29 protein-coding genes are annotated in these 26972 nt (G+C 62.8%); 18 read left to right on the top strand and 11 right to left on the bottom strand.

Going from position 1 to position 26972, the window contains the following annotated elements; all coding sequences use genetic code 11:
* Positions 1-90: 90 nt before the first annotated feature.
* The 3 genes from wrbA to J6524_RS34740 all read right to left on the bottom strand — a co-directional run bounded on the left by wrbA (position 91) and on the right by J6524_RS34740 (position 2397).
* On the bottom strand, positions 91-693 hold the full coding sequence (gene wrbA, locus J6524_RS34750) for an NAD(P)H:quinone oxidoreductase (RefSeq protein WP_225678416.1): 603 nt from the start codon (positions 691-693) through the stop codon (positions 91-93).
* 179 nt (positions 694-872) lie between these two features.
* The gene (locus tag J6524_RS34745) at positions 873-1571 is read right to left on the bottom strand and encodes a pirin family protein (protein ID WP_225678415.1); all 699 of its coding nucleotides are present in this window, start codon (positions 1569-1571) and stop codon (positions 873-875) included.
* 73 nt (positions 1572-1644) lie between these two features.
* A complete protein-coding gene (locus J6524_RS34740) occupies positions 1645-2397 on the bottom strand; it encodes an SDR family NAD(P)-dependent oxidoreductase (protein ID WP_225678414.1) in 753 nt (250 codons plus the stop codon).
* 115 nt (positions 2398-2512) lie between these two features.
* Here J6524_RS34740 and J6524_RS34735 point away from each other — a divergent pair, with 115 nt between their 5' ends.
* From J6524_RS34735 to J6524_RS34725, 3 genes are all read left to right on the top strand, one after another.
* Positions 2513-3430: a LysR family transcriptional regulator gene (locus J6524_RS34735; protein ID WP_225678413.1), complete on the top strand. Its 918-nt coding sequence runs from the start codon at positions 2513-2515 to the stop codon at positions 3428-3430.
* Between the two features lie 131 nt (positions 3431-3561).
* Positions 3562-4551 carry a Bug family tripartite tricarboxylate transporter substrate binding protein gene (locus J6524_RS34730; protein ID WP_225678412.1) on the top strand — a complete coding sequence of 330 codons (990 nt, stop codon included), beginning with the start codon at positions 3562-3564 and terminating at the stop codon, positions 4549-4551.
* A gap of 125 nt (positions 4552-4676) precedes the next feature.
* A complete protein-coding gene (locus J6524_RS34725; RefSeq protein WP_225678411.1) occupies positions 4677-5039 on the top strand; it encodes a hypothetical protein in 363 nt (120 codons plus the stop codon).
* Here J6524_RS34725 and J6524_RS34720 read toward each other — a convergent pair.
* Genes J6524_RS34720 through J6524_RS34710 form a run of 3 tightly spaced genes read right to left on the bottom strand, consistent with a single transcriptional unit; the run spans position 5036 to position 7211 of the window.
* A complete protein-coding gene (locus J6524_RS34720) occupies positions 5036-5521 on the bottom strand; it encodes a YbaK/EbsC family protein (protein ID WP_225678410.1) in 486 nt (161 codons plus the stop codon). The two genes, J6524_RS34725 and J6524_RS34720, sit on opposite strands and share 4 nt — an antisense overlap.
* A 1-nt stretch (position 5522) precedes the next feature.
* Positions 5523-6269 carry a haloacid dehalogenase type II gene (locus J6524_RS34715; protein WP_225678409.1) on the bottom strand — a complete coding sequence of 249 codons (747 nt, stop codon included), beginning with the start codon at positions 6267-6269 and terminating at the stop codon, positions 5523-5525.
* Positions 6270-6326: 57 nt separating this feature from the next.
* A complete protein-coding gene (locus tag J6524_RS34710; RefSeq protein ID WP_225678408.1) occupies positions 6327-7211 on the bottom strand; it encodes an amidohydrolase family protein in 885 nt (294 codons plus the stop codon).
* A 106-nt stretch (positions 7212-7317) separates the two neighbouring features.
* Between J6524_RS34710 and J6524_RS34705 the strand changes: the two genes are divergently transcribed.
* The 4 genes from J6524_RS34705 (at position 7318) to J6524_RS34690 (ending at position 9430) form a co-directional block, all read left to right on the top strand.
* Positions 7318-7794: a MaoC family dehydratase gene (locus J6524_RS34705; protein ID WP_225678407.1), complete on the top strand. Its 477-nt coding sequence runs from the start codon at positions 7318-7320 to the stop codon at positions 7792-7794.
* Positions 7795-7807: 13 nt separating this feature from the next.
* A complete protein-coding gene (locus J6524_RS34700; protein WP_225678406.1) occupies positions 7808-8257 on the top strand; it encodes a MaoC family dehydratase in 450 nt (149 codons plus the stop codon).
* Between the two features lie 287 nt (positions 8258-8544).
* Positions 8545-8670, top strand: a complete 126-nt coding sequence (gene ykgO / locus J6524_RS34695) for a type B 50S ribosomal protein L36 (RefSeq protein WP_002718645.1) — start codon at positions 8545-8547, stop codon at positions 8668-8670.
* A 169-nt stretch (positions 8671-8839) separates the two neighbouring features.
* Positions 8840-9430, top strand: coding sequence for a tetratricopeptide repeat protein (locus tag J6524_RS34690; protein ID WP_376712116.1), 591 nt, complete (start codon positions 8840-8842; stop codon positions 9428-9430).
* Positions 9431-9654: 224 nt separating this feature from the next.
* On the opposite strand, the gene J6524_RS34685 is transcribed toward J6524_RS34690, so the two are convergent.
* On the bottom strand, positions 9655-9834 hold the full coding sequence (locus J6524_RS34685; RefSeq protein WP_225678404.1) for a hypothetical protein: 180 nt from the start codon (positions 9832-9834) through the stop codon (positions 9655-9657).
* Between the two features lie 598 nt (positions 9835-10432).
* On the opposite strand from J6524_RS34685, the gene J6524_RS34680 reads away from it, so the two are divergent.
* Both J6524_RS34680 and J6524_RS34675 read left to right on the top strand, forming a co-directional pair.
* A complete protein-coding gene (locus J6524_RS34680) occupies positions 10433-11395 on the top strand; it encodes an alpha/beta fold hydrolase (protein ID WP_225678403.1) in 963 nt (320 codons plus the stop codon).
* A 128-nt stretch (positions 11396-11523) separates the two neighbouring features.
* Positions 11524-11817: an antibiotic biosynthesis monooxygenase gene (locus J6524_RS34675; protein WP_225678402.1), complete on the top strand. Its 294-nt coding sequence runs from the start codon at positions 11524-11526 to the stop codon at positions 11815-11817.
* 194 nt (positions 11818-12011) lie between these two features.
* Here J6524_RS34675 and cycA read toward each other — a convergent pair whose 3' ends face one another.
* Positions 12012-12404: a cytochrome c-550 CycA gene (cycA, locus tag J6524_RS34670; RefSeq protein ID WP_225678401.1), complete on the bottom strand. Its 393-nt coding sequence runs from the start codon at positions 12402-12404 to the stop codon at positions 12012-12014.
* Between the two features lie 231 nt (positions 12405-12635).
* Here cycA and J6524_RS34665 point away from each other — a divergent pair, with 231 nt between their 5' ends.
* The 6 genes from J6524_RS34665 (at position 12636) to J6524_RS34640 (ending at position 19575) form a co-directional block, all read left to right on the top strand.
* Entirely contained in the window at positions 12636-14129 is a 1494-nt protein-coding gene (locus J6524_RS34665; RefSeq protein WP_225678400.1) for an FAD-linked oxidase C-terminal domain-containing protein, read from the top strand.
* Positions 14130-14460: 331 nt separating this feature from the next.
* Entirely contained in the window at positions 14461-15699 is a 1239-nt protein-coding gene (locus tag J6524_RS34660) for an FAD-binding protein (protein WP_225678399.1), read from the top strand.
* Entirely contained in the window at positions 15696-17006 is a 1311-nt protein-coding gene (gene glcF / locus J6524_RS34655; protein WP_225678398.1) for a glycolate oxidase subunit GlcF, read from the top strand. The genes J6524_RS34660 and glcF overlap by 4 nt, the downstream gene beginning before the upstream one ends.
* A gap of 246 nt (positions 17007-17252) precedes the next feature.
* On the top strand, positions 17253-17597 hold the full coding sequence (locus J6524_RS34650) for a histone (protein WP_225678397.1): 345 nt from the start codon (positions 17253-17255) through the stop codon (positions 17595-17597).
* 390 nt (positions 17598-17987) lie between these two features.
* Positions 17988-18995, top strand: coding sequence for a TorF family putative porin (locus tag J6524_RS34645; protein WP_225678396.1), 1008 nt, complete (start codon positions 17988-17990; stop codon positions 18993-18995).
* A 67-nt stretch (positions 18996-19062) separates the two neighbouring features.
* The gene (locus J6524_RS34640) at positions 19063-19575 is read left to right on the top strand and encodes an HPP family protein (protein WP_225678395.1); all 513 of its coding nucleotides are present in this window, start codon (positions 19063-19065) and stop codon (positions 19573-19575) included.
* A 12-nt stretch (positions 19576-19587) separates the two neighbouring features.
* Here J6524_RS34640 and J6524_RS34635 read toward each other — a convergent pair whose 3' ends face one another.
* Positions 19588-21330, bottom strand: coding sequence for an ABC transporter ATP-binding protein/permease (locus J6524_RS34635; protein ID WP_225678394.1), 1743 nt, complete (start codon positions 21328-21330; stop codon positions 19588-19590).
* A 296-nt stretch (positions 21331-21626) separates the two neighbouring features.
* On the opposite strand from J6524_RS34635, the gene J6524_RS34630 reads away from it, so the two are divergent.
* Together J6524_RS34630 and J6524_RS34625 are read left to right on the top strand one after the other, a co-directional pair.
* Entirely contained in the window at positions 21627-23291 is a 1665-nt protein-coding gene (locus J6524_RS34630; RefSeq protein ID WP_225678393.1) for an L-lactate permease, read from the top strand.
* Positions 23292-23678: 387 nt separating this feature from the next.
* On the top strand, positions 23679-24098 hold the full coding sequence (locus tag J6524_RS34625) for an META domain-containing protein (RefSeq protein WP_225678392.1): 420 nt from the start codon (positions 23679-23681) through the stop codon (positions 24096-24098).
* 55 nt (positions 24099-24153) lie between these two features.
* On the opposite strand, the gene J6524_RS34620 is transcribed toward J6524_RS34625, so the two are convergent.
* Positions 24154-24804, bottom strand: coding sequence for a hypothetical protein (locus J6524_RS34620; protein ID WP_225678391.1), 651 nt, complete (start codon positions 24802-24804; stop codon positions 24154-24156).
* A gap of 160 nt (positions 24805-24964) precedes the next feature.
* A complete protein-coding gene (locus tag J6524_RS34615; protein ID WP_225678390.1) occupies positions 24965-26167 on the bottom strand; it encodes a hypothetical protein in 1203 nt (400 codons plus the stop codon).
* A gap of 591 nt (positions 26168-26758) precedes the next feature.
* On the opposite strand from J6524_RS34615, the gene J6524_RS34610 reads away from it, so the two are divergent.
* The coding region (locus tag J6524_RS34610) for a helix-turn-helix domain-containing protein (RefSeq protein WP_225678389.1) at positions 26759-26972 on the top strand (214 nt) is incomplete at its 3' end.

Below are 26972 nucleotides of genomic sequence, written 5' to 3'. Positions count from 1 at the left end.
GCCGCAGGCGTGCCTACCACTCTCAACAACCATCGTGTGGTGGTGGGCACGGCGGGAAGTGCGCCTTTGCCCACCCCACGTAGCATCTACTTATCCCCCATGCAGTTTGCTGGCGGTCTCCGCGATCACGCGGCCCTGATAGCGCGCGCCGGCGAGTTCGTTCTCGCTCGGCTGGCGGCTGCCGTCGCCGCCGGTGATCGTGGTAGCGCCGTAGGGCGCGCCGCCGGTGACTTCGTCGAGTTTCATCTGGCCGGCGAAGCCGTAGTTCAGGCCGACGACGGTCATGCCAAAATGCAGGAGGTTGGTGATGATCGAGAACAGCGTGGTTTCCTGCCCGCCATGCTGGGTCGCAGTTGAGGTGAAGGCACCGCCAACCTTGCCATGCAGCGCGCCCTTGGCCCAGAGGCCGCCGGCCTGATCGAGGAAGTTCGCCATCTGCGAGGCCATGCGGCCGAAGCGCGTGCCGGTGCCGATGATGATCGCATCGTAATTGGCGAGGTCTTCGACTTTCGCGATCGGCGCGGCCTGGTCGAGCTTGTAGTGCGAGGCCTTGGCGACGGCTTCCGGCACCAGTTCCGGCACGCGCTTGATGTCGACGATGGCGCCTGCCTTGCGCGCGCCTTCGGCGACGGCATTTGCCATCGCTTCGATGTGACCGTAGGCGGAATAATAGAGCACGAGTACTTTGGCCATGATGGTTTTCCTGTTGAGTTCGGGTATGTCGATTGTTCTTGGAGGCCGTCATTGCCGGGCTTGGCCCGGCAATCCATCATTCTTCGGAAAGAGTCTTCCGAAGTTGATGGATGCCCGGGTCACCTTGCACGAAGACGCGCTTCGCGCTTTTGCCCGGGCATGACGATCGGTGAGTGTGGCTACGCCGCGTCGACCAGCACCAGTTCGCTATCTTCCAGCGCTGTGATCGTCAGCTTCGCCTCGTCGCGGATCGCGGCGCCGTCGCGGGCATTGACGCGCACGCCATTGACCTCGACGCTGCCGGCAGCGGGCACCAGATAAAGGTGACGCGCCTTGCGCGGTTCGTATTCCGCGCTCTCGCCTGCCTTCAGCGTGGTGGCGAGCACCCGCGCATCGGCGCGGATCGGCAGCGCATCCCTGTCGCCTTCGATGCCGCTCGCGATGGTGACGAGCTTGCCGGAGCGATCCGCCTTCGGGAACGGTTTTGCACCCCAGGTCGGCTGGCCGCCCGTCGTCGTCGGCTCGATCCAGATCTGGAAGATCTTCGTCTTCGAAGGCTCCAGATTGTATTCGGAGTGACGGATGCCGCTTCCCGCGCTCATCACCTGCACGTCGCCGGCTTCAGTGCGGCCCTTGTTGCCGAGCGAGTCCTGGTGCGTGATCGCGCCTTCGCGGACATAGGTGATGATTTCCATGTTGGCATGGGGATGCGCGGGAAAGCCGGTGTTCGGCGCGATCTCGTCATCGTTCCACACGCGCAATGCGCCGTGGCCCATATTGTTCGGATCGTAGTGGCTGCCGAAGGAGAAGTGGTGCTTCGCCTTCAGCCAGCCGTGATCGGCGCTGCCGAGTTTTGCAAAAGGTCTGAGTTCGATCATTGGGATATTCCTTCGTTGAAAAGTTTTGAATGAGGAGGCCGGGCGGCATGCGCTCGACCTCGCTGGATTTGCGTTAGGCGCCGAAGCCGCCGTCGACGTTGAGCACTGTGCCGGTCACGAAGGAGGCTTCGGGGCTCGCGAGGAACAGCACGCCGGCAGCGATTTCTTCAGCTGTGCCGAAGCGTTGCAGCGCATGTTGCTTGCGCTGGGCGTCGGCAAATTCGCGGTCGTCGTCCGGGTTCATGTCGGTGTTGATTGATCCCGGTTGCAGCACGTTCACGGTGATGCCGCGCGGTCCGAGGTCGCGCGCTGCACCCTTGGAGTAGCCGACGACCGCAGCCTTGGTGGCGGCGTAGTCGGCAAGGCCCGGGAACGAGGCGCGGGTGGCGATACCGGAGCCGATGGTGACGATGCGGCCACCTTCGCCCATCAGCTTCGCCGCCGCGCGGATCGCTGTGATCACGCCATGCACGTTGATGGCGTCCTGGCGGGCCAGCGCTGCGGTGTCCGTATCGGCGTCATCAATCGGGCCACCGACAGCGACGCCTGCATTGTTGACGAGGATGTCAAGCCGGCCGAAATCCTTGGCGACGTTCTTCACGAGCTGGTCGACGTCGGCGGAGGAGGCCTGGTCGGCCTTGTAGGCGCGGGCGTTGACGCCCTTGGCCTTCAGCTCAGTGACAACGGCTTCGGCCTTGTCGGGGGAAGCGACATAGCTGATCGCGACGCTGGCGCCTGCTTCGGCAAGTGCGCGGGCACTTGCCGCTCCGATGCCGCGCGAACCGCCGGTGACGAGGGCTACCTTGCCTGACAGCTTCTTGGTCATTGGATTTCTCCATTGCTTGCATTCCGATGGCCCTGGGATATGTGCTCGACCGTGATATAGAAATAGAAACTATTGAAACTCATTGTTTCCAAAAGCGAACCGTAGGAGGCGGCCCGTGTCGAAACTCCCGGATTTCGAGGCCCTGGCGATTTTCGCGAAAGTGGTGGAGTTGCGGTCGTTTGCCTCGGCTGCGACTGAACTGGCGCTATCCAAGGCCACCGTCTCCAAGGCGGTCAGCCGGCTGGAGCAGCGGCTCGGCGCGCGGCTGTTCAACCGCACCTCGCGGCGGCTCGCGTTGACCGATGCCGGGCAGAGGCTCGCTGAGCGCGCCGCGCGCTTGCTCGCCGATGGCGAGGACGCCGAGAACGAAGCGTTGTCGCAATCGATGGCGCCGCGCGGGCTGGTGCGGCTCGCGGCGCCCATGACTTTCGGCGTGAAGGCGGTGGCGCCGATCCTGCCGGAATTTCTCGCCGCCTATCCGGAAGTCTCGATCGACCTTCATTTGAGTGACGCGACGGTCGACCTGATCGGCGAAGGTTTTGACGCCGGCCTGCGCATCGCGCGGCTGCCGGATTCCTCGCTGATCGCACGTCGGCTGTGCAGCATGCCGCGCTACACGGTGGCGGCGCCGTCGTACTTAAAGCGCTACGGCCGGCCGACGCATCCGATGCACCTCGCTGAGCATAAATGCTTCGGCTACGCCTATCTCTCGACGGCGGGCGTCTGGCACTACACCAACGCGTCAGGCGAGCAGGCGAGCGTGCGCCCCGCAGGCCAGCTCCGCGTCAATAATGGCGAGGCGGTGCTACCTTCCGTGATCGCCGGCCTCGGTATCGCCGACCTGCCGGACTTCATCGTCGGCGACGCCATCGCCTCCGGCAAGGTCGAGGTGATCCTCAAGGGCTGGCATCAACCCGAAGGCGCCGTGCATCTCGTCACCCCACCCGGCGGCCCACGCCCCGCCCGCGTCGAGGTGCTGGCGGAGTTTTTGGCCAAGCATTTTGCGAAAACGAAGAGGCGGAAGACCAGCTAAGCGGGCTTTGTCTTCACCCTCCCCTGGAGGGCTCTCCAGGGGAGGGTGGAGAGGTACGGCTATCGCGTTGCTGTCGGCTTCAGGCTAGGCTCACCTGATAATCAAAACAAAATCACTGGGAGGCACTCGCCATGAACCGCCGCGAACTTCTCAAGGCCGCTGCCGTGCTGCCGCTGGCGTCCACCGCGCTCACCACCGTCGCGTCAGCGCAAAGCCCATACCCCTCGCGCAACATCACCATGATCGTGCCATTCCCGCCGGGCGGCCAGGCCGATCTCGCGGCGCGGCCGATTGGCCAAGCGCTGGAGCGGATCCTCGGCAAGCCCGTGATCGTTGAAAACCGCGCGGGTGGTGGTGGCGGATCGGTCGGCAATGCGGCGGCCGCGCGCGCCGAGCCGGACGGGCACACGCTCCTGATGACGCTGTCGTCGCTCGCGGTGCTGCCCGAAGCCGACCGGCTGTTCGATCGCCCCGTGGCCTATGAAGTGTCGCAGTTCGCGCCGATCGCGCGCGTGCTCGCCGATCCGACATTGTTCGCAGTGCCGGCGTCCGCGCCGTGGAAGACGCTGCAGGATTTCGTCGACGATGCGAAGAAGCGTCCTGGACAAATTCCTTACGGCTCGTCCGGTCCGTACGGCACGCTGCATGTGGCGATGGAAATGTTTGCCGCGAGCGCCGGCATCAAATTGCTGCACGTGCCGTTCCGAGGCGCCGGCCCTGCGTTGACCGCCCTGCTCGGCGGCACCATTCAAGCGGTGGCATCGGCGCCGGGCACGCTGAAGCAGCAGGTCGAGGACGGCAAGATGCGCGTGCTCGCCAATTGGGGCGCCGAGCGCATCAAGAGTTTTCCCGATCTGCCGACCTTCAAGGAGCTCGGCTACAAGGATGTCGAGTTCTACATTTGGGCTGGACTGTTCGCGCAGAGCGCGCTGTCGGCGCCGATCATGACGCGGCTGCGCCAAGCGATGGCGGAAGCCGTGAAGGCGCCCGAGGTCGTCAAGACCTTTGAGGCCGCCGGCAGCCCCGTCGCCTATCTCGACGCGCCGGAATTCGCAAAATTCGTTGCGGAAGACAGCGCGCGGCTGGTCGCCGCGGTGAAGAAGATCGGCAAGGTCGAGTAGGGAACCTGCTTCACATTTTTTTGTTCGCACCAACGTCGCGTGGCCGCATTCACCCGTCAGGCTTGATGCCCATCGCCGCGCGGGGTTCCCGCGTCAATTCGAAATCGAACAAAGGGACTTCATCCATGCAAACGCAGCGGATTGTCCTCGGCCTTGCCATTGCAATCGGCGGAACCGGCGTGATCGCTCCCGCATCGTCGCAGGAATATCGCGGAACCTGGGAACAGCAGATGGCCTGCACGCCTGATGTGTGGCGGCTATGTGGTGACCAAATCCCGGATGTCAGCCGCATCGTGGCCTGCTTGCGCTACAACACCCCGCAGCTCTCTCCCAATTGCCGTGCGGTATTCGAATCGCAGGCCGACGCGCGCCCGGCGCCCCGCGGGCTGCAACAAAACGCGCCACGTGCCCGCGCCCCGCAGCCGGGTCAGCCGCTGGTACGGCCGCGGCCGGTGCAGCCCCCGCCCTACTATGAGGAAGACTATTAGGCCACAGCTTCGCGCTCGGGCCTGAGTTCGCAGACATCGACCCACTCAGCCCCGGTTAATGCGGCCATGCGCGCCGGCGTGATTTTCACCGCGCTGTGGGTCGAGCCCGCGGCCGGCACCACGATGTCGAACGCCTTCAGCGACACATCGCAATAGACCGGCAGCGGCGTCTTCAGTCCGAACGGGCAGACGCCGCCAACTTCGTGCCCGGTGATTTCGGCGACTTCCTCAAGCCCAAGCATCTTCGGCTTGCCGCCGAACAGCGCCTTCACCTTCTTGTTGTCCATCCGCGAGGTGCCGGCCGCCACGATCAGCACCACGCGATCACCGACGCGCAAGGACAGCGTCTTGGCGATCCGCGCCGGCTCGACGCCATAAGCCTCGGCAGCCAGCGCGACTGTGGCGGAGCTCATCTCGGATTCGATCACGGCAATATCGGGCGCCTTCTCGGCGAAGAAGGCGCGAACGGATTCCAGACTCATTTCAGGACCTTTGGGCAGACACCAGGGCAGGGAGCTCGGCGAGGCCATGGATACGATGATCGGGCACGACGCCAAGCGTATCCATCTGGGTGCGCAATATCTTGAACATCGTCAAGGGCGGCAGCGTCTCGCTTTCGAGGCACGCAAGGGCCATCGCTTCCGGCGTCACCCGCTCGATCCAGGCGACGTTCAGCCCGACCGCCTTGGCGCCACAGGCGTCCCATGGATTGGAGGAGATGAACAGCACTTCTGCGGGCGGGACGTTCAGCACCTCCTCGATCAGCGCATAGGCCTCCGGCGCGGGCTTGAAGGTCTTCTTGGCATCGACGCTGATGACCGCATCGAGCACCTGGTCGAGGCCGCTGTTCTTCACCAGCGTATTGAGCATATCAGGGCTGCCGTTCGACAGGATCGCGAGCTTGCGATCCTTCATCGCCGACAATGAAGCGAGTGCGTCCGGATAGAGATCGAGATGCAGATATTTGTCGATGATGCGCGCGAAGGTAGCCTCATCATATTCCAGCCCTAGACTGGCCAGCGTGTAAGCCAGCGCGTCGCGCGTCACTTCGGCGAAATCCCGGTAGCGCCGCATCAGCGAACGCAGCCAAGTATATTCGAGCTGCTTGATCCGCCAGACCTGGGTGATGATTTCGCCATAGCCCGGGAACGCATCCTCGGTGACATCGGCCACCGACTGGATATCGTAGAGCGTGCCATAGGCGTCGAAGACGACGGCTTTGATGGTCATGGACACCTCGCAAGCTTTGCCGCCGATGATACTCCTTTAGATGCCCAAAATCTTCCGCTAGATACCCAAAATCTTCCGTGCGTTGGCCTTCAAAACCTTCGGCCGGATTTCCTCGCGGATGTCGAGCTTGGCGAAATCGGCCAGCCAGCGGTCCGGCGTGATCACCGGCCAGTCCGAGCCGAACAGCATTTTGTCCTGCAGGATCGAGTTGATGTAGCGGACGAGAATCGGCGGGAAATATTTCGGCGACCAGCCGGAGAGGTCGATGTAGACGTTCGGCTTGTGGGTCGCGACCGACAGCGCTTCTTCCTGCCAGGGGAAGGAGGGATGCGCGAGGATGATCTTCAGATCAGGGAAATCAGCCGCGACGTCGTCCATGTACATCGGATTGGAATATTTCAGCCGCATGCCCATGCCGCCGGGCATGCCACTGCCGACGCCGGTCTGTCCGGTGTGAAACAGCGCAATCGCGCCGCCTTCGTTGATCGCCTCATAGAGCGGATACGCCATGCGGTCGTTAGCGTAGAAGCCCTGCATGGTCGGGTGGAATTTGAAGCCGCGGACGCCGTATTCCTCAATCAGCTTGCGCGCTTCGCGCACCCCTAACTTGCCCTTGTGCGGATCGATCGAGACGAACGGGATCAGGACGTCGAGATGATCCGACGCCACTTCCAGCATCTCGTAATTGTTGTAGCGGCGAAAACCGGTCTCGCGCTCGGCATCGACTGGGAAGATCACGGCCGCAATGTTCTTCGAGCGATAGCACGCGGCGGTCTCCGGCACGGTCGGCGGATGCTTGTGCGGCGATTTGAAATACTCCGCCATGCGCTCCTGGAAATCGTCATAGCCGTCGTCGGCGTGCAGGCCGCAGGGCTCTTCCGCATGGGTGTGGATGTCGATCGCGACGACGTTTTCGATATCGGGCAATTTGAGCTTGGGCATGGGGCTCCCCGGCAGCTTGATTTTTGGGTCTAAAAAATTGATTATACTATATAACGAATTCCGCAAGGCGGCAGAACCAAAAGGCGGAAAATAACGGGAGTGCGGCATGGCCGAAGCGCAAGCTTTCGAGACCGATTTCTGGAAAGACGCCAATTTGAGAAAGGTCTGGGACGAGATTGTTCCGGGCGAGCCGCGCAAGACCATTCCCTACACGCTGACCAAGGACGCGATCGAGCTGTATTGCAAGTCGGTCGGCGAAACCCATCCGATCTATTTCGACGAGGCCTATGCCAGGACCACGCGCTATGGCGGGCTGATCGCGCCGCCCTCGATCCACATCCTCCTGATGTTCTCCTGCACGCCCGCCGACGACTGGATGCGCTCGCCGGGCACCGTCAATGCCGGGCAGTCCTGGAGCTATCATGTTCCGGCACGCCCGGGCGATGTCATCACGCTGCAGGCCCGCGCGCTCGACAAGTTCATCAAGCGCGAAAGACTGTTCGTGGTGCACGACAACGTCTTCTTCAACCAGAAGGGTGACGTAATCTGTTCCGGCCGCGGCTGGACGATTCGGCCGATGTGAGCGGGAGGGCGCGATGACCACGACGTTCGAAAAGCTCAAGGCTGGCGACGCCATCGATGGGCCCGCATTCGCGGTCAGCCGCGAATCGATCCGCCTGTTTTGCGATGCCTCGCTCGACTACAACCCGCTGCATCTCGACGACGAGTACATGAAGGGCAATTTCGGCAAGACCAATTTCGGCGGCATCATCATGCACGGCATGAACAATTTCGGGCTGATCTCGCGCATGATCACTGACTGGGCATACCCTGCGGGTGCGATCCACCGCCGGCTGGAGACGCGATGGGTCAAGCCGGTCCGTCCCGGCGACACCATTCAGCCTTCGGGAATCATCAAGGCCAAGCAGGTGACCGAAAAATCCCGCTGGGTGCTGATCGATGTGGTGGTGAAGAACCAGACGGGCGAAAAGGTCGCGACCGGCGAGGCCCTGGTAGAGTTTCCGCGCGACCTGTTTTGCCAGTAAATCAGGTCAGGTAACTCCACAGCGTCATTCCGGGATGGTCCGAAGGACCAGACCCGGAATCTCGCGGTTTCGATGCTGCGCATCGCCGGGAATACCGCTATTCCGGGGGGGCGGCAGCGCAAGAGGCCCGAAACGGCCCTTCCGCATTGACATTCGGTGCCGTGCTGCTTAGAAACCGCCCCATCCCGGGCGGCCAGCCGCTCTTCGGGGTTAATCCCATTTTGCCACTTTCGGGTAGCTCAGGTTCGGGCCTCCAGCACGGCCTTTCAAAGCATCAGGATTGTCCCATGAAAGTCCGTAACTCCTTGAAATCGCTGCGCGGGCGCCACCGCAACAACCGTCTGGTCCGCCGCAAGGGCCGGGTTTACGTGATCAACAAGGTGCAGCGCCGCTTCAAGGCCCGCCAAGGTTAATCACCAAGGCTAAGCCCGCCAAGCCGGCTGATTTCGCCTCCCTTCACAGGTCTTTGACGAAGTGCTGCTTTGCGGCGCGGTTTTGCGCGTCTAGACTTGGCTCATGCTTGTGAGATTCCCGAGCGCCCGTAACTGCCGGATCGCGATCTTTGCCGCGGTCATCACGGCCATGCCGGCGGCTGCGTTCGCCCAGAACGATCCCCGGGTCATTCCTCCGCCGAAAGCCGAGAAGAAATTGCCGGAAGCGCCAAGCAAGCTTCCGAACGTCGGTGCCGACCGGGGCCGCGGGCTGGATTTCCTGTTCGGCGCCTTGAAGGCCGCTCCTGATGAGGCCAGCGCCAAGCATGTCGAGGCGCGGATCTGGGCGCTGTGGATGCAGACCCCGAGCGATACGGCCGCGCTGTTGATGACACGTGCCAAGGCTGCGATGGACGCCAAGCAGATCGACGTCGCGCTGAAGCTGCTCGATGCCGTCGTCAAGCTGCGCCCTGACTATACCGAGGCATGGAACCGGCGCGCGACGCTGCATTACCTGAAGAACGATTACACCCGTTCGCTGGAGGACATCCGCCAGGTGCTGATCCGCGAGCCCCGGCATTTCGGCGCGCTGGCGGGTCTTGGCATGATCATGCAAGACGTCGGCGACGAGAAACGCGCGCTGGACGCGTTCCGCAAGGCACTGGCCGTCAATCCGCACCTCGAGAAGGTGCCGGAGCTGGTCAAGACCCTCACCGAAAAGGTCGAAGGCCGCGATATTTGATGTTTCGCGCTTCAGGCGGGAACGTCGCGCCGCGGACCGCTGGCAAATGCCAACAATCCCGTCATCAACGACCAAGTTGGCAGAGATATCTGGTTCGGAACCGGACCGTACAGATCGAACGACGATGCCAAGCAGGCACGTTCGAACATTCCCAGTTGCCCGGTTCGTACCGGAACCTCCCGCAGGGGGTACCGGACGAAAAGAAACCAGAATAGGGCGCTAGCTTAGTGTAGAGCGTTGCTGCCGCGGGCCATGCCGTCGAGGCCGACCGCCGCGTAGAACTGCGCCAATTCTGCCTCGAGCTTCTCGTTTACCAGCAGCAAGGCCTTGAGTGCGCCGCGGATGTCGCCATCGCAACTCGCTACGATCTGGTCGATGGCGGCTTCGCTTGCGTCGGAAATCATGGGCAGTCCTCCAATGATACGCCTGGAACAATTTGTAGTGAGCGCCCCGGTTCCTGTGGATGTTGGGTAAAGTGCGGCGCCTGACTAGCCCCCTAATCAGCACGCGCACACATGGCGAAAGTGTCAGCGCCACTGTACAAATTTGCCGATGACATCATTATGACCCCGCTATCCACAGAGGCGCCCTTCTGTGGACAACCGGGATGGCTCTCAGCCTGAGTCTCAGGGGCTTTATCCTTATTTGGGTGAGCTATGCGGGTGCGGGGTCGCTACGCGTGTGCCGAGCGATAGAACCTGATCTTGCGTATGTCATTGCGCCGTTTCATGCGATGGATGAACGCGTTCTCAAACCAGTTTGAGAACCACTGTCATGCGCTTGCTTTGTATTTGTTTTCGACAATTCCGCCGAGTCCACTGGACGCTTGGCGTGGCGCTCGTGGCGCTCAATGCGGAGGCCGCTAAGATCCCGACCCTGCGCGGACCCTATCGGAAAAAGGTTGATGAAATTTCAAACCGAGACACTATCGGACAATCTCCGAAACCCGCGCCTGTTAGGGCCGTAGCTCGCTGGTGCAAAAAATTCAGCCGGAAATTCTCGATGGCGGTGGTGATTGTCGTGACGGCGCTGGCGGTGCTGGCACTTGTCACGCAGGTCGGCGTCTTCTTCGCGGAGCGCGCTCATCCGGCCCGAGGAAGGATGATCGAGGTGGTGGGCGGTGCCCTCCACATCCTCGATATCGGTCCACGGGATGCCGCCGGCCCGCCGGTCGTGATGTTGCACGGGGCAAGTTCCAATCTCGAAGTGATGCGGCAGCCGGTCGGGCAACTGCTCGCCGGAAAGCGCCGCGTGATCCTGATCGACCGCCCCGGACATGGCTGGAGCACCCGTGCCCGCCTTGAGGACTCCACGCCCGAAATCCAGGCTCGCATGATCGAGGAGGCGCTGGCCAAGCTCGGCGTCAGCAAAGCGATCTTCGTGGTGCACTCCTGGGCCGGCGCGCTGGGGGCGCGGATTGCGCTGGATTACCCGCAATCCGTCGCGGGCCTCGTGATGCTGGCGCCGGTGGCCTATCCGTGGCCCGGTGGCGTCGGGAGCTACAACCGCCTGATCGCGACCCCGGTCATCGGGCCGCTGTTCGCTTACACGATCACGCTGCCGCTCGGCCTTTTCTTGGCGGATTCCGGCGCGCGCGGCGTGTTCCTGCCGCAGACCATGCCTGATGGCTTTGTCAAAAACACCGCCACCCCGCTGCTGCTGCGGCCGCGCGAGTTCATCGCCAATGCGCGCGATCTGGTGACGCTGAAAGCGGCGGTCACCGAGCAGGCGCCGCGCTACGGTGAGATCAAGGCGCCGGTCACCATCATCACCGGCGAGGCCGACAAGACGGTGTCGACCGACAGACATTCGCGGCCGTTCGCGGCGGCGGCGCCGAACGTGAAATTGATCGTGCTGCCTGACGTCGGCCACATGATCCAGCATGCGGTTCCCGACCTCGTCGTCGCCGAGATTGAGGCAATGATTGGCGCGGTGGCGCCGAGTGTGGCGGCGTCCGCGCGTTGAACGTTGCGTGGTCTGATGGCTTCGGATGGGATACGATCGGTGCGCGCGGGATTCCGCTGCTCGTCCCGCGAGGGATAAGCCTGAAAGAGTTGCGATATCGGGCAGCCGACCTTCGAGGGGAGAGCGCCATGTATGCCGCCATTCGTCAGGGCAAGGCAAAGGCCGGAAAGGCCGAAGAGATCACACGCAGGATCAAGGAAGGCGCTATACCCGTGATCAGCGGGGTCGAGGGGTTCATGGGCTATTACGTGGTCTACGCGCCCGACGACACCGTGATCGCGATCAGCCTGTTCAACAATTTTGCCGCCGCCGAAGAATCCAACAGGCGCGCGCTGGCCTGGATCGAGCACGATCTTGCGCCGCTGTTAACCGGGCCGGCAACGGCGACGGCCGGACCGGTGATCGTGCACACGCTGGCTTGATGCGACGGGTGCTCACCCTCCCCCTCCAGGGCCTTGGAGGGGGAGGGCCGGCGCTCATGCAATGAGCGGCGGGTGGAGTGACGATCTCTCCACCTGCAGCAGTGCCCGAGTGGAGAGATCACCCCACCCCCGTCTCACATTACGCTGCGCTCCATGTGAGCCCTGCCCTCCAGGGGAGAGTGAGAGCCCAGCTCTCACTTCTGCTTGCCGTCCTTGTCGAAGGAAGCGATGTACGCCCACAGATCGTTGGCCTCTTTCTCGTTCTTGATGCCCGCGAACACCATTTTGGTGCCGGGAATCTTCGCCTTCGGCTCCTTGATGTATTCGAGGAAGACGTCCTTGCCCCAAGTGATGCCGGAATTCTTGTTGGCTTCCGAATAGGAATAGCCCTCGATGGTGCCGGACTTGCGACCGTCGAGCCCGTTCAGCACAGGGCCGACCTTGTTCTTGGCGCCTTCGCCGATCGCGTGGCAGGCCAGGCACTTGTTGAACGAGGTCTTGCCGGCGGCAACGTCCTGCGCCCATGCGCCGGATGTTGCAGTCATTGAGGTGAGGGCAACCAGCGCACTCCAAGTCAATTTCTTCATAGGATGCTCTTTGTCTCTTCCCTAAGGTTTGTCGGGGGCCATTGCTTGTGGCACGGGCCGCTTCGATTGGACAAGCCACGAAACCTTGACAGGTTTCGTTGCGGCGGACTTGCCCGAGAGAGAACTAGCCGTTTGGCGCGGTATCCGACCTTGGTGGCCTACCCAAAGCAGGTCAGACGTGCTTGATTTGTCGTGATAATTCGAGAGTGCGCCAGGCCTGGAGGGACACGCATGGCCATCATGATGCCAGCTGCCGATCAGGCGGTTCTCAATCGTCGCGGCGAAATCGTGACCGCCTTGCGCGCGATCGTGCCGGGCGAGGGCGTAATCGATACGCCGGCCGAAATGCTGGCCTATGAATCCGATGGTCTCACAGCCTACCGGCAACCGCCGATGGTGGTGGTGCTGCCCGACACCACCGAGCAGGTCTCGCGCGTTCTGAAATACTGCCATGATCAAGGCATCAAGGTGGTGCCGCGCGGCTCCGGCACATCGCTATCAGGCGGCGCGCTGCCGATCGCCGATGGCGTGCTCCTGGGCCTCGGCAAGTTCAAGCGCATCCGCGAGATCGATTTCGACAACCGCGTGGTGGTGACCGAACCCGGCGTCACCAACCTCGCCATCAGCCAGGCAGTGGCGCATGCCGGCTTCTACTACGCGCCCGATCCTTCCTCGCAGATCGCCTGCTCGATCGGCGGCAACGTCGCGGAGAATTCCGGCGGGGTGCATTGCCTGAAATACGGCATGACCACCAACAACGTGCTCGGCTGCGAGATCGTTTTGATGTCGGGCGAGATCCTAAGGATCGGCGGCAAGGCCGCGGAGAATTCCGGCTACGACCTGATGGGCATCATCACGGGCTCCGAGGGGCTGCTCGGCGTCATCACCGAGATCACGGTGCGCATTCTGCAGAAGCCGGAAACAGCCCGCGCCCTGATGGTCGGCTTTGCCGAAGTCGAGGCTGCCGGCGAATGCGTGGCGCGGATCATCGGCGCCGGCATCATTCCGGGTGGCATGGAGATGATGGACAAGCCCGCGATCCACGCCGCCGAAGCCTTCGTCCATGCCGGCTATCCGCTCGATGTCGAAGCGCTTTTGATCATCGAGCTCGATGGCCCCGCGATCGAGGTCGATGAGCTGATCACGCGCGTCGAGGCAATCGCGAAAGGCTGCGGCTCCGTCACGTTGCAGATCTCCACCAGCGAGGCCGAGCGCAACCTGTTCTGGGCGGGCCGCAAGGCGGCATTCCCCGCGGTCGGCCGCATCTCGCCGGACTATCTCTGCATGGACGGCACCATCCCGCGCGGCGCGCTGCCGAAGGCGCTCACGCGTATCCGCGAGCTCTCCGAAAAATACGGCCTCGGTGTTGCCAACGTATTTCACGCCGGCGACGGCAATCTGCACCCGCTGATCCTCTACGACGCCAACAAGCCGGGCGAAATCGAACGCGCCGAAGCCTTCGGCGCCGATATCTTGCGGACCTGCGTGGAGCTTGGCGGCGTGCTGACCGGCGAACATGGTGTCGGCATCGAGAAGCGCGACCTGATGGGTGAAATGTTTTCGGAAGTAGACCTCAACCAGCAGCAGCGCCTGAAATGCGCCTTCGACGCGCAGGGCCTGCTCAACCCCGGCAAGGTGTTTCCGACCCTGCACCGCTGCGCCGAACTCGGCCGCATGCACGTCCACGCCGGCAAGCTGGCGTTTCCGGATTTACCGAGATTTTAGTGATGGACTTCGAAGCCAGTTGCAGACGCGAAGGGAGCTTTTATAGGCACCGCCCGTGCGGCTCACCCCTCTCCCCAACCCTCCCCCGCAAGGGGGGAGGGAGCCTGACCAGCGTGCTTGCCTCACGTTGCGTTACAGCTCCAGCGCGTTGTGAAGAAACAGGAGGATTGCAGTTCGTCAGGGACGCAAGGGCAGATGGGCTCCCTCCCCCCTTGCGGGGGAGGGTTGGGGAGAGGGGTAAGCCCCGGGCGGTGACAGAGGAGATGCGGAAACTGCGCATCAACAGACCTCGCAACGCGAAAGCGAATGTTCCGATCAATTCAGGTGCGCCGTGGACACCCTAAAGGTACGAGACGCCAAGGACGTCGAGGACGTCATGCGCGCGGCGATCGCCAGCGAGCAACCGCTTGAGATCATCGGCCATGGCACCAAGCGCGCCATCGGCCATCCGATGGCGACCAATGCCGTGCTGGATGTCTCTGATCTCAACGCCGTCACCTCCTATGAGCCGAACGAGCTGATAATTACGGTGCAGGCAGGCGCGCCGCTTGCCGATGTGCAGTCGCTGATCGATTCCAAGAACCAGCAGTTCGCCTTCGAGCCGATGGATACGTCCGCGCTATTGGGCGTATCCGGCAACGGCAGCATCGGCGGCATGATCGGCGCCGGCCTCGCCGGTCCGCGCCGCATCAGGGCTGGCGGGGCGCGCGATCATCTGCTCGGCGCGCACGCGGTTTCCGGCTTCGGCGACAGTTTCAAGACCGGTGGCAAGGTGGTGAAGAACGTCACCGGCTACGACCTCTGCAAGCTCCTGGCCGGCTCATGGGGCACGCTGGCGGTCATGACGGAGGTCACGCTGAAGGTGATGCCGAAGGGCGAGAGCGAGCGCACGCTGGTGCTTTTCGGGCTCGACGATCTCTCTGCGAACCGGGCGATGACTGCAGCGCTCGGCTCTCCCTATGACGTGTCGGGCGCGGCGCATCTGCCGAACTCGGCGTTCCGGCCTGCAACCGGAGCGCTTGCGGGCGTTGCGGCGCAGGGGCGGGCGGTCACCTTATTGCGGCTCGAAGGCATTGCGGCGTCGGTCGCCGATCGCGCCAGCTCGCTGGGTAAAGTGCTGACGCAATTTGGCGCGGTGGACGTGCTGGAGGATGCGGCCTCGGCGACGGCGTGGGGCGCCATCCGCGATGTCGAGCCCTTTGCCGCAAATGGCGCGCTCGGCGCCTGGCCGGTGTGGCGGATCGTCTGTCCGCCCGCTGCCGGCGGTGCGCTGGGCCAGGCGCTGGCGCGCGAGACCGGGGGCGATGTCATCTATGATTGGGGCGGCGGCCTGATCTGGGCGGCATTGCCGCCCAGGCCGGACGCGCAGGCCGCCCTGGTGCGGCAGCGCGTCGAGGCAGCCGGCGGCCATGCCTTGCTGATCCGGGCGCCCGCGGAGATCAGGCAGAACGTTGACGTCTTCCATCCGCAAGCTGCCGGGATTGCCGCCTTGAGCGAACGCGTGCGCAACAGCTTCGATCCCAAGATCATTCTCAACCGCGGGCGAATGGCGCGGGGAACTCCGACATGAAGACCGAATTCTCGCTGGCCCAGCTCGCCGATCCTGACATCGCCGAAGCCGACAAGATCCTCCGCGCCTGCGTGCACTGCGGGTTCTGCACCGCGACCTGCCCGACCTATGTTCTGCTCGGCGACGAGCTCGATAGCCCGCGTGGGCGGATCTATCTGATCAAGGAAATGCTGGAGAAGGACAAGCCGCCGACGGCGGAAGTGGTCAAGCATATCGACCGCTGTCTCTCCTGCCTCGCCTGCATGACCACCTGTCCCTCGGGCGTGCACTACATGCACCTGGTCGATCAGGCGCGAGTGCGGATCGAGCGGGACTATTCGCGGCCGCTGGCCGAACGGGCCTTGCGCGCGGTGCTGGCGCGTGTGCTGCCGCGCCCCGACCTGTTTCGCGCCAGCATGATCATGGCGCGGCTCGCCCGTCCGTTCGCGGCCCTTTTGCCTGCACCGAAAGCCGCGACGCCCGGCCTCGCGCGCCGGATCAAGGCGATGCTGGAGCTCGCGCCCAAGAGCCTTCCCGCGCCGGGGCCCGCCGGCGGCAGCGTGTTTCCGGCCGAGGGCGAGCGGCGAGGGCGGGTCGCGCTGCTGCAGGGCTGCGCCCAGCAGGTGCTGGCCCCGCGTATCAACCAGGCCGCCATCAACCTCCTGACGCGCCACGGCATCGAGGTGGTGCTGGTCAAGGACGAGCAATGTTGCGGCGCGCTCACCCATCACCTCGGGCAGGATGGCGACGCGCTGGCGCGGGCGCGCGCCAACATCACGCTGTGGAAAAAGGAGGCGGAACAAGGCGGCCTCGACGCCATCCTGGTCACGGCATCGGGCTGCGGCACGGTCATTAAGGACTATGGCTACCTGCTGCGGGAGGACCGCAACTACGCTGCTTCTGCTGCGCAAATCTCTGCGCTGGCAAAGGATATCACGGAGTATCTCGCGAGCCTCGAGCTCGCGCCATCGCGTCAGAAAGGCGACGTGACAGTGGCCTATCACTCGGCCTGTTCGCTACAGCATGGACAGAAAATCACAGGCCTTCCGAAAGAATTGCTTTCCAAGAATGGATTCGTGGTGAAAGATGTGCCTGAGAGCCATTTGTGTTGCGGTTCGGCGGGGACCTACAACATTCTCCAGCCTGACATTGCGAGCAAATTGCGCGATCGGAAGATCGCCAATATTGCGACAGTCAAACCGGACATGATCGCTGCGGGCAATATTGGATGCATGGTTCAGATTGCCGGTGGTACGTCAGTTCCTGTGGTGCACACGATTGAGCTTCTCGATTGGGCGACAGGAGGTCCAAAGCCAGGATTGAATTGATCGATCGGCCTTTCGGGCGTGATCTTGATGAGCCTGCCCTGCACCGGTGGCGCCGGTTGGGGCAGGGTCTTCACCGACAGACGCGAATATGTCTGCCCGGAGATCGTGCCCGGATGTGGGATAGAGCAGGAGGACACTTCGAAGAAGTGTCGTCCCGTTCTGGCCCAGGACTATTCGAACGGGACTATTCGAACAGGACTATGCGAAGCGCTCGTCAGACATGGACAGCGTCAACAGGAGGACCAGATGGCGAAGAAGAGTAAGAAGGCCAAGAAGGCTAAAAAGGCCAAGACGGCCGTAGCGGCGAAGAAGAAAAAGTCCGCGAAGAAATCGGCAAAGAAGACTGCGAAGAAAGGCGCGAAGAAATCCGCCAAGAAGGCTGCGAAGAAGGCTGCCAAGCAATCAAAGGCCGCGCCGAAAAAAGCCGCGAAGAAGAGCCCGGCAAAGAAGCGCAAGCCTGCCGCTCCTCCGCCGGAGACGGCGGCGCCCGAGCCGGAGCCCGCGTCTGCGTCGACGCCGAGCTGGGCTTCTCCCGAACCGTCCAACCCCTCATGGGCGGCGGGTTCGTCGAATGGCGGCGACCACACCTAGCCGCTCGCGTAGAATGATTTCCAGAGGCCGCAGCGTCCGTCGCTGCGGCCTTTTTCGTTCAGTCCGCGAGACGACCGAAGCGGTGTTTTCACGGGGAAGTTGATTCGCAAAAAGCTTCGTTCGGGTGCTCGCTGGTGTTGCCTCTTTCGGTTTCTGGTGTCGTCCGAGCGGCACGGAAGCCGAGAAAATTGTTGTGAGAATGCAACACGCGCGCAGAACATTTCTCAAAATCGGTAGAATGCCTAAAAAGGCGGCGGCTGCTTGACTTTTTTGCTTCACGATAGTGGTGCCGCAGCCCACTCTGTGACCGCAAAGACATTTGGTCGCAGTCGGTTATCGCTTGGCCGGGGGGCCGGGACGAACTGCCAAGAAGGGTAATTGGGGATTGTCATGAAGAAACTGGCTTTGTTAGCAACGGCGCTGGCAATGGTATCGGGCTCGGCTCTCGCCGCGGATCTGCGGGTGAAGGCCGTCAAGGCCCCGCCACCGCCTGCCTTCGATCCCTGGGACATCGCCTTCGGCGCCGGGATCACCAACGACTACATTTTCCGCGGCATCACCCAGTCCAATCACAAGCCCTCGGTCAACGCTTATTTCGAGCCGCGCTTCAACGTCACCAAGGACTTCCAGCTCTATGTCGGCCTGGGTGCCGCGAGCATCTCCTTCCCGAACCGCGCCGCGGCTGAAGTCGACGCTTACGGCGGCGCCCGCTACACCCTCGGCGCTTTTGCTTTCGACGTCGGCGCCTGGGGCTACATCTATCCAGGCGGCACCTGCCACTACGGCGCTGCCACCGATACTGCCGGCGTTCCGCTCAGCCTCGAATGTCAGCAGAACGCGCTGATCAACGGCAACGTCATCAAGAAGGACCTCAGCTTCTTCGAGGTCTATGGCAAGGTGAACTACACCTTCAACGACAACTTCTCGCTTGGCGGTAACGTCTATTATACGCCGAGCTTCCTCAACAGCGGCGCCGAAGGTACCTACGCCTCGATCGTCGGCAAGGCGATCGCCCCCAGCGCATGGTTCGGCGCCAGCGGCATCGGCATGTACGTGTCGGGTGAGTTCGGCCGCCAGTGGCTCGGCACCTCGGATTCCTTCTATGGCGTCCCGGCATTCCCGAACGGCATCAACTATGCCGACTACAACACCTGGAACATCGGCATCGGCTTTACCTACAAGGTGTTCACGCTGGACTTCCGTTACTCCGACACCAACCTGTCGAAGGGCGATTGCAACGCCTTCACCAGCGACTTCTCGGCCCGCGGCAATCTCGCCGTCAACGCCGGCACCTTCGTGACCCCGATCAATCCGACCGGCGTCGGTTCGAACTGGTGCGGCGCCGCCGGCATCGTCAAGCTGTCGGCCGACCTGACCGCGATGACCAGCCTGAAGTAAGCTCTTCCTGTCGAAGACGAAGGGGCGGCAGAGCGATCTGCCGCCCTTTTCTTTTGGGGTAGCGCGAATGAAACGGGATTGGCGGCGCAGCTTACGAAATGCGATCTCGCGCAACGATCACCGCAGCGCCGTGGCTGGCGCAGTCGCCGGTCTCGGCGGCGCGATCGCCATCGGCGTCATGGAGCTGTTCTCGTTCGCCGCGCACTATCCGCTGGCGGTGATTCCGTTCGCGACCTCCATCGTGCTGGTGATCGGATCGCCGAACGCGGAGCCGGCGCAGCCGCGCGCTTTGATCGGCGGGCATCTGATATCGGCGCTGGTTGGCCTCGCCGTGCTGAAGCTGACGGGACCGCAGGCCTGGGCAGCTGCCGCGGCCGTTGGCCTTGCGATCCTCGCCATGTACGTGACCGGCACCTTTCACCCGCCGGCAGGTATCAATCCGCTGCTGGTCGTATCAGGCAATCTGCCCTGGACCTTCCTATTGGCGCCGGTGCTGGCCGGCGCACTGCTGCTCACCGCATTCTCCTACTTCTGGCATCGCGGCGTGCGCCGCCAGCGCTGGCCGCAGCGCTGGTTTTGAAGGGCTACAAGGCTACGACACTGCGGCGCTGTTTCCCTTTTGCAGCGCGAATCGATCGCCGTCACGCGCGAGCACGATGTTGCGCTGGTGGAAGGCATCCAGCGTCGAACGATGGCCGATCGAGACGATGGTGGTCGTCGGCAATCTCTTCTCGAGCAGTTGATACAGTGCCGCCTCGGAAGGTTCGTCGAGCGACGCCGTCGCTTCGTCGAGGAACAAATACTGCGGCGTGTGCAACAGCGCGCGGGTCAGTCCGAGGCGCTGCTGTTCACCGAGCGAAAGCGTCCTGTTCCAGTGCCCGTGTTCGTCGAGTTGCGACGCGAGCCTCGGTAACCCGACTTGCTTGAGCGCTTCGCTGATTTGACCGTCTGTGAATGTCCCTTCCTTGGCTGGATATTCGATCGCGCCTCGCAGAGAACCGGTGGGGAAATACGGGCGCTGCGGCAGCATCATCATGGTTGCCCCGGCCGGAATCGTGATGGAGCCGGTCCCGAACGGCCATATGCCAGCAATGGCGCGAAACAGCGTCGACTTACCGGAGCCTGAAGGGCCCGTCATCAGCGTTCGCTCGCCCTTGCGGAAGCTGAACTTACCTGCATTCACCAGCGGCGTTCCGTTTGGCAGCCGCAGCGTCAGATCTTTGAGGTCGATGGCGCCATCGCCGGCCTTGACGACGTGAACGCGTTCGCTGCGGCTGGCAAGTTCTCTCGCCGCTGCGATGCCGGCCTCGAATCCGTCGAGACGATTGACCACGGCCTGCCACTCCGCCAACTGGCGATAGATGGTGATGAAGAACGAGAGCGCGCCCTGCACATTCGAAAACGCCGATGCGGTCTGCATCATGCCGCCGAGCTGAATTTTTTGCGCGAAATAGGCCGGCGCCACCAGGATGTAGGGAAAGATCACAGACGCCTGATTGTAGCTCGCCGTGAACGCCGTAATCTTCTTGGTCCGGCTCATGATGGCGAGCCAGTTCTCAACGACGCGTCCGAAGCGAACCATAAGGCGCTCGCGCTCGGCCTGCTCGCCGTGCAGCAGTGCGATCTGTTCGGAGTTTTCCCGCACGCGCACCAGGTTGAAGCGGAAATCCGCTTCATATTGCTGCTGCCGGAAATCGATGCCGACCAGCGGCCAGCCGATCAGATGGGTTAGCACGGTGCCTAGTACCGAATAGATCAATGCGCCCCAGACGAGGTAGCCGGCAATCGCATATTCCTGGCCGAACAGGTGCAGCGGCGCGGCGTTTGAAAGACCCCACAGGATGCCGACAAAGGACGCCAGCGTGACGATCGAGTTCAACAGGCCGATACCGATGTTGAGCGTGCGATCGACGAACAGCTTGACATCATCGGTCATGCGCTGGTCGGGGTTGTCGGCGGCGTCGCCCTGAAGCTGCATCCGGTAGTGGTTGGCTTGATGCAGCCAGTCACCGAGATATTGCGCGGTCATCCATTTCCGCCAGCGGATCTGCAGCCATTGATTGAGGTAAAGCTGATAGACCGCCAGCACGATGAAAATGCTGACGACGACACAGAAATAGATGATCTCGCTGACGAAGGAGTCCCAGTTGCGGTCCTGCAGGGCGTTGTAGAAGCGGGCGTTCCACTGATTGATCAGGACGTTGATGCCGACGACCGCAAGCTCGATCGCGATGACGGCGGCCAGCAGAATGCGGCCGGCCCATTTGTCCTCGGAGCTGAAGTAGGGGGCTGCGATACGCCATACAGTGGCGAGCGTCGGGCGGATGTTGTTCACAGATCACCGTCTCCGGAAGATGTGGCGTAAGGCCCTGAAAGAATGGAGGAATTAGGGTCTACGACTAAGGTTATGGCAGAGGTGGCCTGCGACGGCTTGTCGCAGGCGCCGGTCAGACCCTAGCATGGCTGCGACGGCGAGGGGCGGCGGCCATCGAACTTCGCGAGGTTGTGAGCGTTGGCTGGCATTAATGCAGCCTGGCCTCGCCTTGCAAGGTCGCTCCCACAATCGCTGAAAACCTCCGCCCGGCCCCTCCACGCTGCCGGGCGTTCCAATAACAATGTGGGAGAACCGCAATGTGGGACCAGCACTATAATCCGCTCGGCAACACCGCACTCTCGACAATCGCCGCCGCCCTGCCTGTTGTCACGCTGCTGGTGCTGATTGCGAGCGGCAAGGTCAAGGCCCATCTCGCCGCCATCATCGCGCTCATCGTCGCCAACATTATCACCATCGGCATCTTCACCATGCCCACGGATATGTCGATACGCGCCTCGCTGCTCGGCGTCGTCATCGGCTTCTTTCCGATCGGCTGGATCGTGCTCAACGTCATCTTCCTCTACCGCATCACGGTGGAGACCGGTCGGTTCGAACTGCTGCAGCGTGCGATCGGCGGCGTGACCACTGATCGCCGGCTGCAACTGCTGCTGATCGCATTCGCCTTCGGCGCCTTCTTCGAGGGCGCGTCCGGCTTCGGCACTCCGGTTGCGATCACCGGCGCGGTGCTGATCGGTCTCGGCTTCTCGCCGCTGGCCGCCTCCGGCCTGTCGCTGATCGCCAACACCGCGCCCGTTGCTTACGGCGCGCTCGGCACGCCGATCCAGGGACTTGCGTCTGTCACCGGCCTCGATCCGTATGTGCTCGGTGCGATGGTCGGCCGGCAATTGCCGTTCTTTTCGCTGGTCGTGCCGTTCTGGCTGATCTGGGCATTCGCCGGCTGGCGCGGCATGATCGCGATCTGGCCCGCCATTCTCGTCACCGGCGTCTCCTTCGCCGTCCCGCAATTCGTGATCTCGAACTTCATCAATCCGTGGATCGTCGACATCGGAGCGTCGCTGATCTCGATGGGCTGCCTGATCCTGTTTCTTAAAGTGTGGCACCCGCGCGAGCTTTGGACCTCGCCGGCGCTGCGCGGCCGCGATGAGTCGGCTGCGACCATGGCTCCAGCCAAGCCGCTGGATACGAAGAAGCTCAGCCAGAGCGAGCTCTGGAGCGCGCTGCTCCCGTGGATCATCGTCTGCGTCGTGATGCTGATCTGGGGCACCGGCGCGTTCAAGGGCTGGGCGAACGCGAACTTCGCGTGGAAATTCGAGGTGCCCGAGCTGCACAACATGATCAACAAGGTGCCGCCGGTGGCCGCTAAGCCGACGCCGGAGGCCGCCGTGTTCGACTTCACCTACTTGTCCTTCACCGGAACCGGCATGCTGCTCGCCGCCATCATCTCCGGCCTCTTGATGGGCTTTTCGCCGGCGAAGATGGTCGCCGAATACGGCCGCACCATCAGGCTGTGCGCGATCTCGCTGACCACGATCTCGGCGATGCTGGCCATCGGCACGCTGACGCGGCTGTCCGGCGTCGACGCCACGCTCGGCCTCGCCTTCGCCGCGACCGGGGTGCTCTATCCCTTCTTCGGCACGCTGCTCGGCTGGCTCGGCGTGGCGCTGACGGGATCGGATACCGCCTCCAACGTGCTGTTCGGCAACTTGCAGAAGATCACGTCCGAACAGCTCGGCCTGTCGCCGGTGCTGATGGCCGCCGCCAACTCCTCCGGCGGCGTCATGGGCAAGATGATCGACGCGCAATCGATCGTGGTCGCCTCGACCGCGACCAACTGGTATGGCCACGAAGGCTCGATCCTGCGCTACGTCTTCCTGCATTCGATCGTGCTGGCCTGCCTGGTCGGCGTGCTGGTGACGCTGCAGGCCTACGTCTACCCGTTCACGCTGCTGGTGCTGAAATAGCGCAGTCGCGGGAGAATAGCGTTAGGTGAGCACACTGTCAGGCTCCCTCCCCCCTTGCGGGGGAGGGTTGGGGAGAGGGGTGAGCCACGCACTCGAACGAAGAGATCAGGCCAGCATGTGCCAAAACATTTGCGCGCCGAGACGGAAGCCTTCTTCATCGCGCTTCGTTTAGCAACGGAGCAAGCGGCACCCCTCTCCCTAACCCCGCAAGGGGGGGAGGGAACCCTTCCGACAGTGCGTCCCTGACCGGATCCGTCGACGACTTCCGCGAGCCGTTACCGCGCGAGACATCACCGCTTGCCGCTGCTGTAGGCCCTAGCCAATCACGCCGCCGTTCAATAGAACGGCGCGCGGCGCGGTAGGTCCGGAAGTTTTTCGAGAGGGTGCATGATTTCATTCATACGTACGGCCCGGGTTGGCGCCGCTTCACTCCTGCTGATCGCCGCCGTCTTGCCGTTCGGCCTGGCGCTCGCCGCCGATGACGGCTTTCCGTTCGGAGCGGAAATGCAGCTCGATGTGGATCGTCAGCGTGGGTCGAAGCGGATTCCCAACCTGGAGATCGGCGACAACGGTGAGGTGGTGCTCGAACTTTGGTGCAAGGGCGGCAAGGGCCAGTTCTCTGTGGCCGGCAACACCGTGATATTCGTCCCCGGTGCGATGGAAAACCGGCCATGCCCGGCGGATCGCGCGCAACAGGATGACGAACTGATCGCGGCCCTGGCGCAAGCGGGCACCTGGAAACGGCAGGGCGATTTCGTGTCGTTCATCGGCACGAAGACGCTGCGTTTCCGCATCAATACGAACTAGAACGCCTGCATCGCGCGAGCCGTGAACTCGGCTCGGGCATCGTTCCCCGTGGCAGTCACTGCGTCGCAATCAGTCCATTGGCGGTGGCAACGATCCAGCGATTGCCCCAGCGCACGATGGACTCTATTCGCCCGAGCCCGGGGATTGCATCGCCCCGTGCGGCCATCCTGATACCATCAGGGCCTTCGAGAACGGCTGTGCCATCCCGCACATCCACGACGGTCCAACCGGGAATGGTCGTCGGCCTGGTTTCCGGCGGCGCGGCCAATGGCGGTTGTCGCAGCGCGATAGCAGCGGCGGAAGAGCTCACATTGGCCTGCGAGACCGCACCTGCAGACGGGCGTGCAGCGGCCGGCGACAGAGCGGATGGCTTTGGAATGCTGCCGACAGTGGCAGGCGAATCCGATGCGGCTGCCGTCTTCCGGGCGCCTTCACTCTTGCCGCCTGAGCGCGCTTCAGCAACGCGCGGCGAGGGCGCTTCCTGCCACGCAACTGTTTCAAGGCCGAGCGTGCCTGCAAATTGCGGCCAGCTCAGGCCACCGGCCCATCCCAGTCCAAAGCTAGCGGCCACTGCCGCGGCGACCAGCACGAAACTGCGTGCGCGATCGTGAAGCGACTCGCGCACGACCAACACGTCGTCGCGATCGTTTCTGAGGAAATTCCGCAGGCTCGACGGACTTAAGCCGCCAGCCACATTCCCCGACAAGATGCTCTCAACGGTACTCGGCTCGCGGTCGTACATGGCGTAACCTGCATTTTGGTTAGCCGATGATGTTCCTCTAAGCTGAATCGAATCTTAACGATCGAGGCACAGGGCTGGTAATTGTGCGTGATGACCGACGGCATCGGATATCGTGCAAAGCGGACTACTTCCACACCGACTTGTCAGCGTCCCAGCGCTGGCCCTTGAACTCCTTCGCCAGCGCGTCGAGCGAGCCGTTGTCGTCCTTGGGCTCACCGCCTTCCTCGTCGGCGCCGGTGGAATCCTCCGACAGGTTCAGCTTCGCGCCCGCGCTTTCGTCCGCGGTCGTGATGACAGGGTTTGAGATCCAGAGCATCAGGCGGTCGGTTGTGCCCGGTTTGTCCGGTGAGACCAGGGCGGTGAACTCGACAGTTTCGGTGAGGCCGAGCGGCGGATAGATGGGGCTCGGCCGCTTGAAGGCCAGCTCCAGCTTTCCGGTGTTGGCGTTCCAGCTGGCCTCCGCCGGCTTGGCAGAAAGCGTCTTGGCGAGTACGGCCGAGATCGCCGCTGCAATCTTGTCCTTGTTGATCTTATCGCCGTCACGCCATTCGGCGGCTGCAAAGCGAATGGTCCGGTCCATCTCGATCGCGCCGCTGGTCCAGCCCGCCGCGACCACGCCGGGCATCGCTTTGGCTTTCGCAATCAGCGCAGCAGCCCGCTCCGGATCGGCGGTGAGGTTGATAGTCTGCTCGCCGGCGCGCAGCGCATCGCAGGTGATCGACAGGCTAGAGAGGCCGACCTCGACGGCCTCACCCTTCAGACCCCTGAGGAAATCCAGCGCCGCATCGAGCTTGATCCGCACGCCGATCGCTTCCGGCGAGACGTCGGTAAAATCCTTCGGCGATGGCGTGATGCCGTCATCGCTGGTCTGATTCTCCAAAAACTCCTTCTCGCTGAGATCGGAATTGTCCGTCGAGGTCACCTCAGTGACGTTCTGGCCAATGGTGATCTGGCCGCGGAATTCAAAGGTATCGCCGGTCGGTTTGCGCGTCAGTTTGATGGTGACCGGCTGCTTGTCACCGAGGCTCTGCGTGGTGCCGGTCAGGCTCTGGCCGCTGACGGCGAGGTTGGCGACGAAGCGGTCCTTGCGGTCGGAGCCTTTTGCGGCGGGATAGCAGACGTCGAGGGTAGCCGCGGTGACGGTCTTGCCCTGGCGGGTTTCCTTCAGCACGACGTCGGCGTTGCCATCCATCAGCCCATCGATCGCGGTGAAATACCTAATCTCGCTCGCGCCCGGCGTCGTCTTGGAAGGAAGTTTCATCTGGGCGAAGGCGAGGTGAGGGGTAGCCGTCGCCAGACCAAGCAGCAGAAGGCAAAGCGCGCGCATGCGAAGTTTCCCGGAACGATGAAATCGGTGACGTCCTACCAGCAAAGCACGACGTCTTCAGCCAAAAAGAAGGCGGTGAGGAGGCGTTTGAGACAGCCGCGAGGCCTTCAGTTTCAGCGTAGCGCGCGATGGTTTGACACGGGCTTGCCCGATCCTGTCGTTAGAGTGCGCGGCTTACCCCTCTCCCGACCCACGAGCGAGCTTCGCTCGTCGCGGACGCCGGAGGGAGCCTGACGCGCGTGCTCACATCGCGTCACCGTCTCATCATCACATTGCGGTTACGGATGCTCCTCACGGTCAGTCAGGGACGCACTGGCGGGTTCCCTCCCCCCTTGCGGGGGAGGGCTAGGGAGAGGGGTACCGCTTGCTCCGCTGTAAGACGTCGCGCGACACAAGGCTCACAGCTTGTCTGGCGCGCAATGGATGGCAAAGGTCACCCGATCTCTTCGTTCGAGTGTGTGGCTTACCCCTCTCCCCAACCCTCCCCCGCAAGGGGGAGGGAGCCCTGCGGTCCTAACCGGCTACATGGGTGACAGAATAGACCGACGACATGGGTAACAGGTCAACTGATCGGCAAGGAGGGCCTTGCCGATGGGACTTGGGGGAACCTGTGCCGTGGAAGAGCGGATGCGCTTTGTGATGGCGGTTGAGGAGCGGCAGGAGTCGTTTGCAGCGATTTGCCGGCGGTTCGCGGTGAGCCGGAAGACCGGCTACAAGTGGCTCGAACGTTATGAGGAAGAGGGCATCGCGGGCCTGTCGGATCGCACGCGCGCCCCGCATCATCATCCACACGCGATTGCCGAGG

This window comes from Bradyrhizobium hereditatis (assembly GCF_020329435.1).
In the GTDB taxonomy this organism is placed as follows: Bacteria; Pseudomonadota; Alphaproteobacteria; order Rhizobiales; family Xanthobacteraceae; genus Bradyrhizobium; species Bradyrhizobium hereditatis.
Note: the sequence above shows the minus strand (reverse complement) of the source record. Positions and strands in the feature narration are given on the sequence as shown.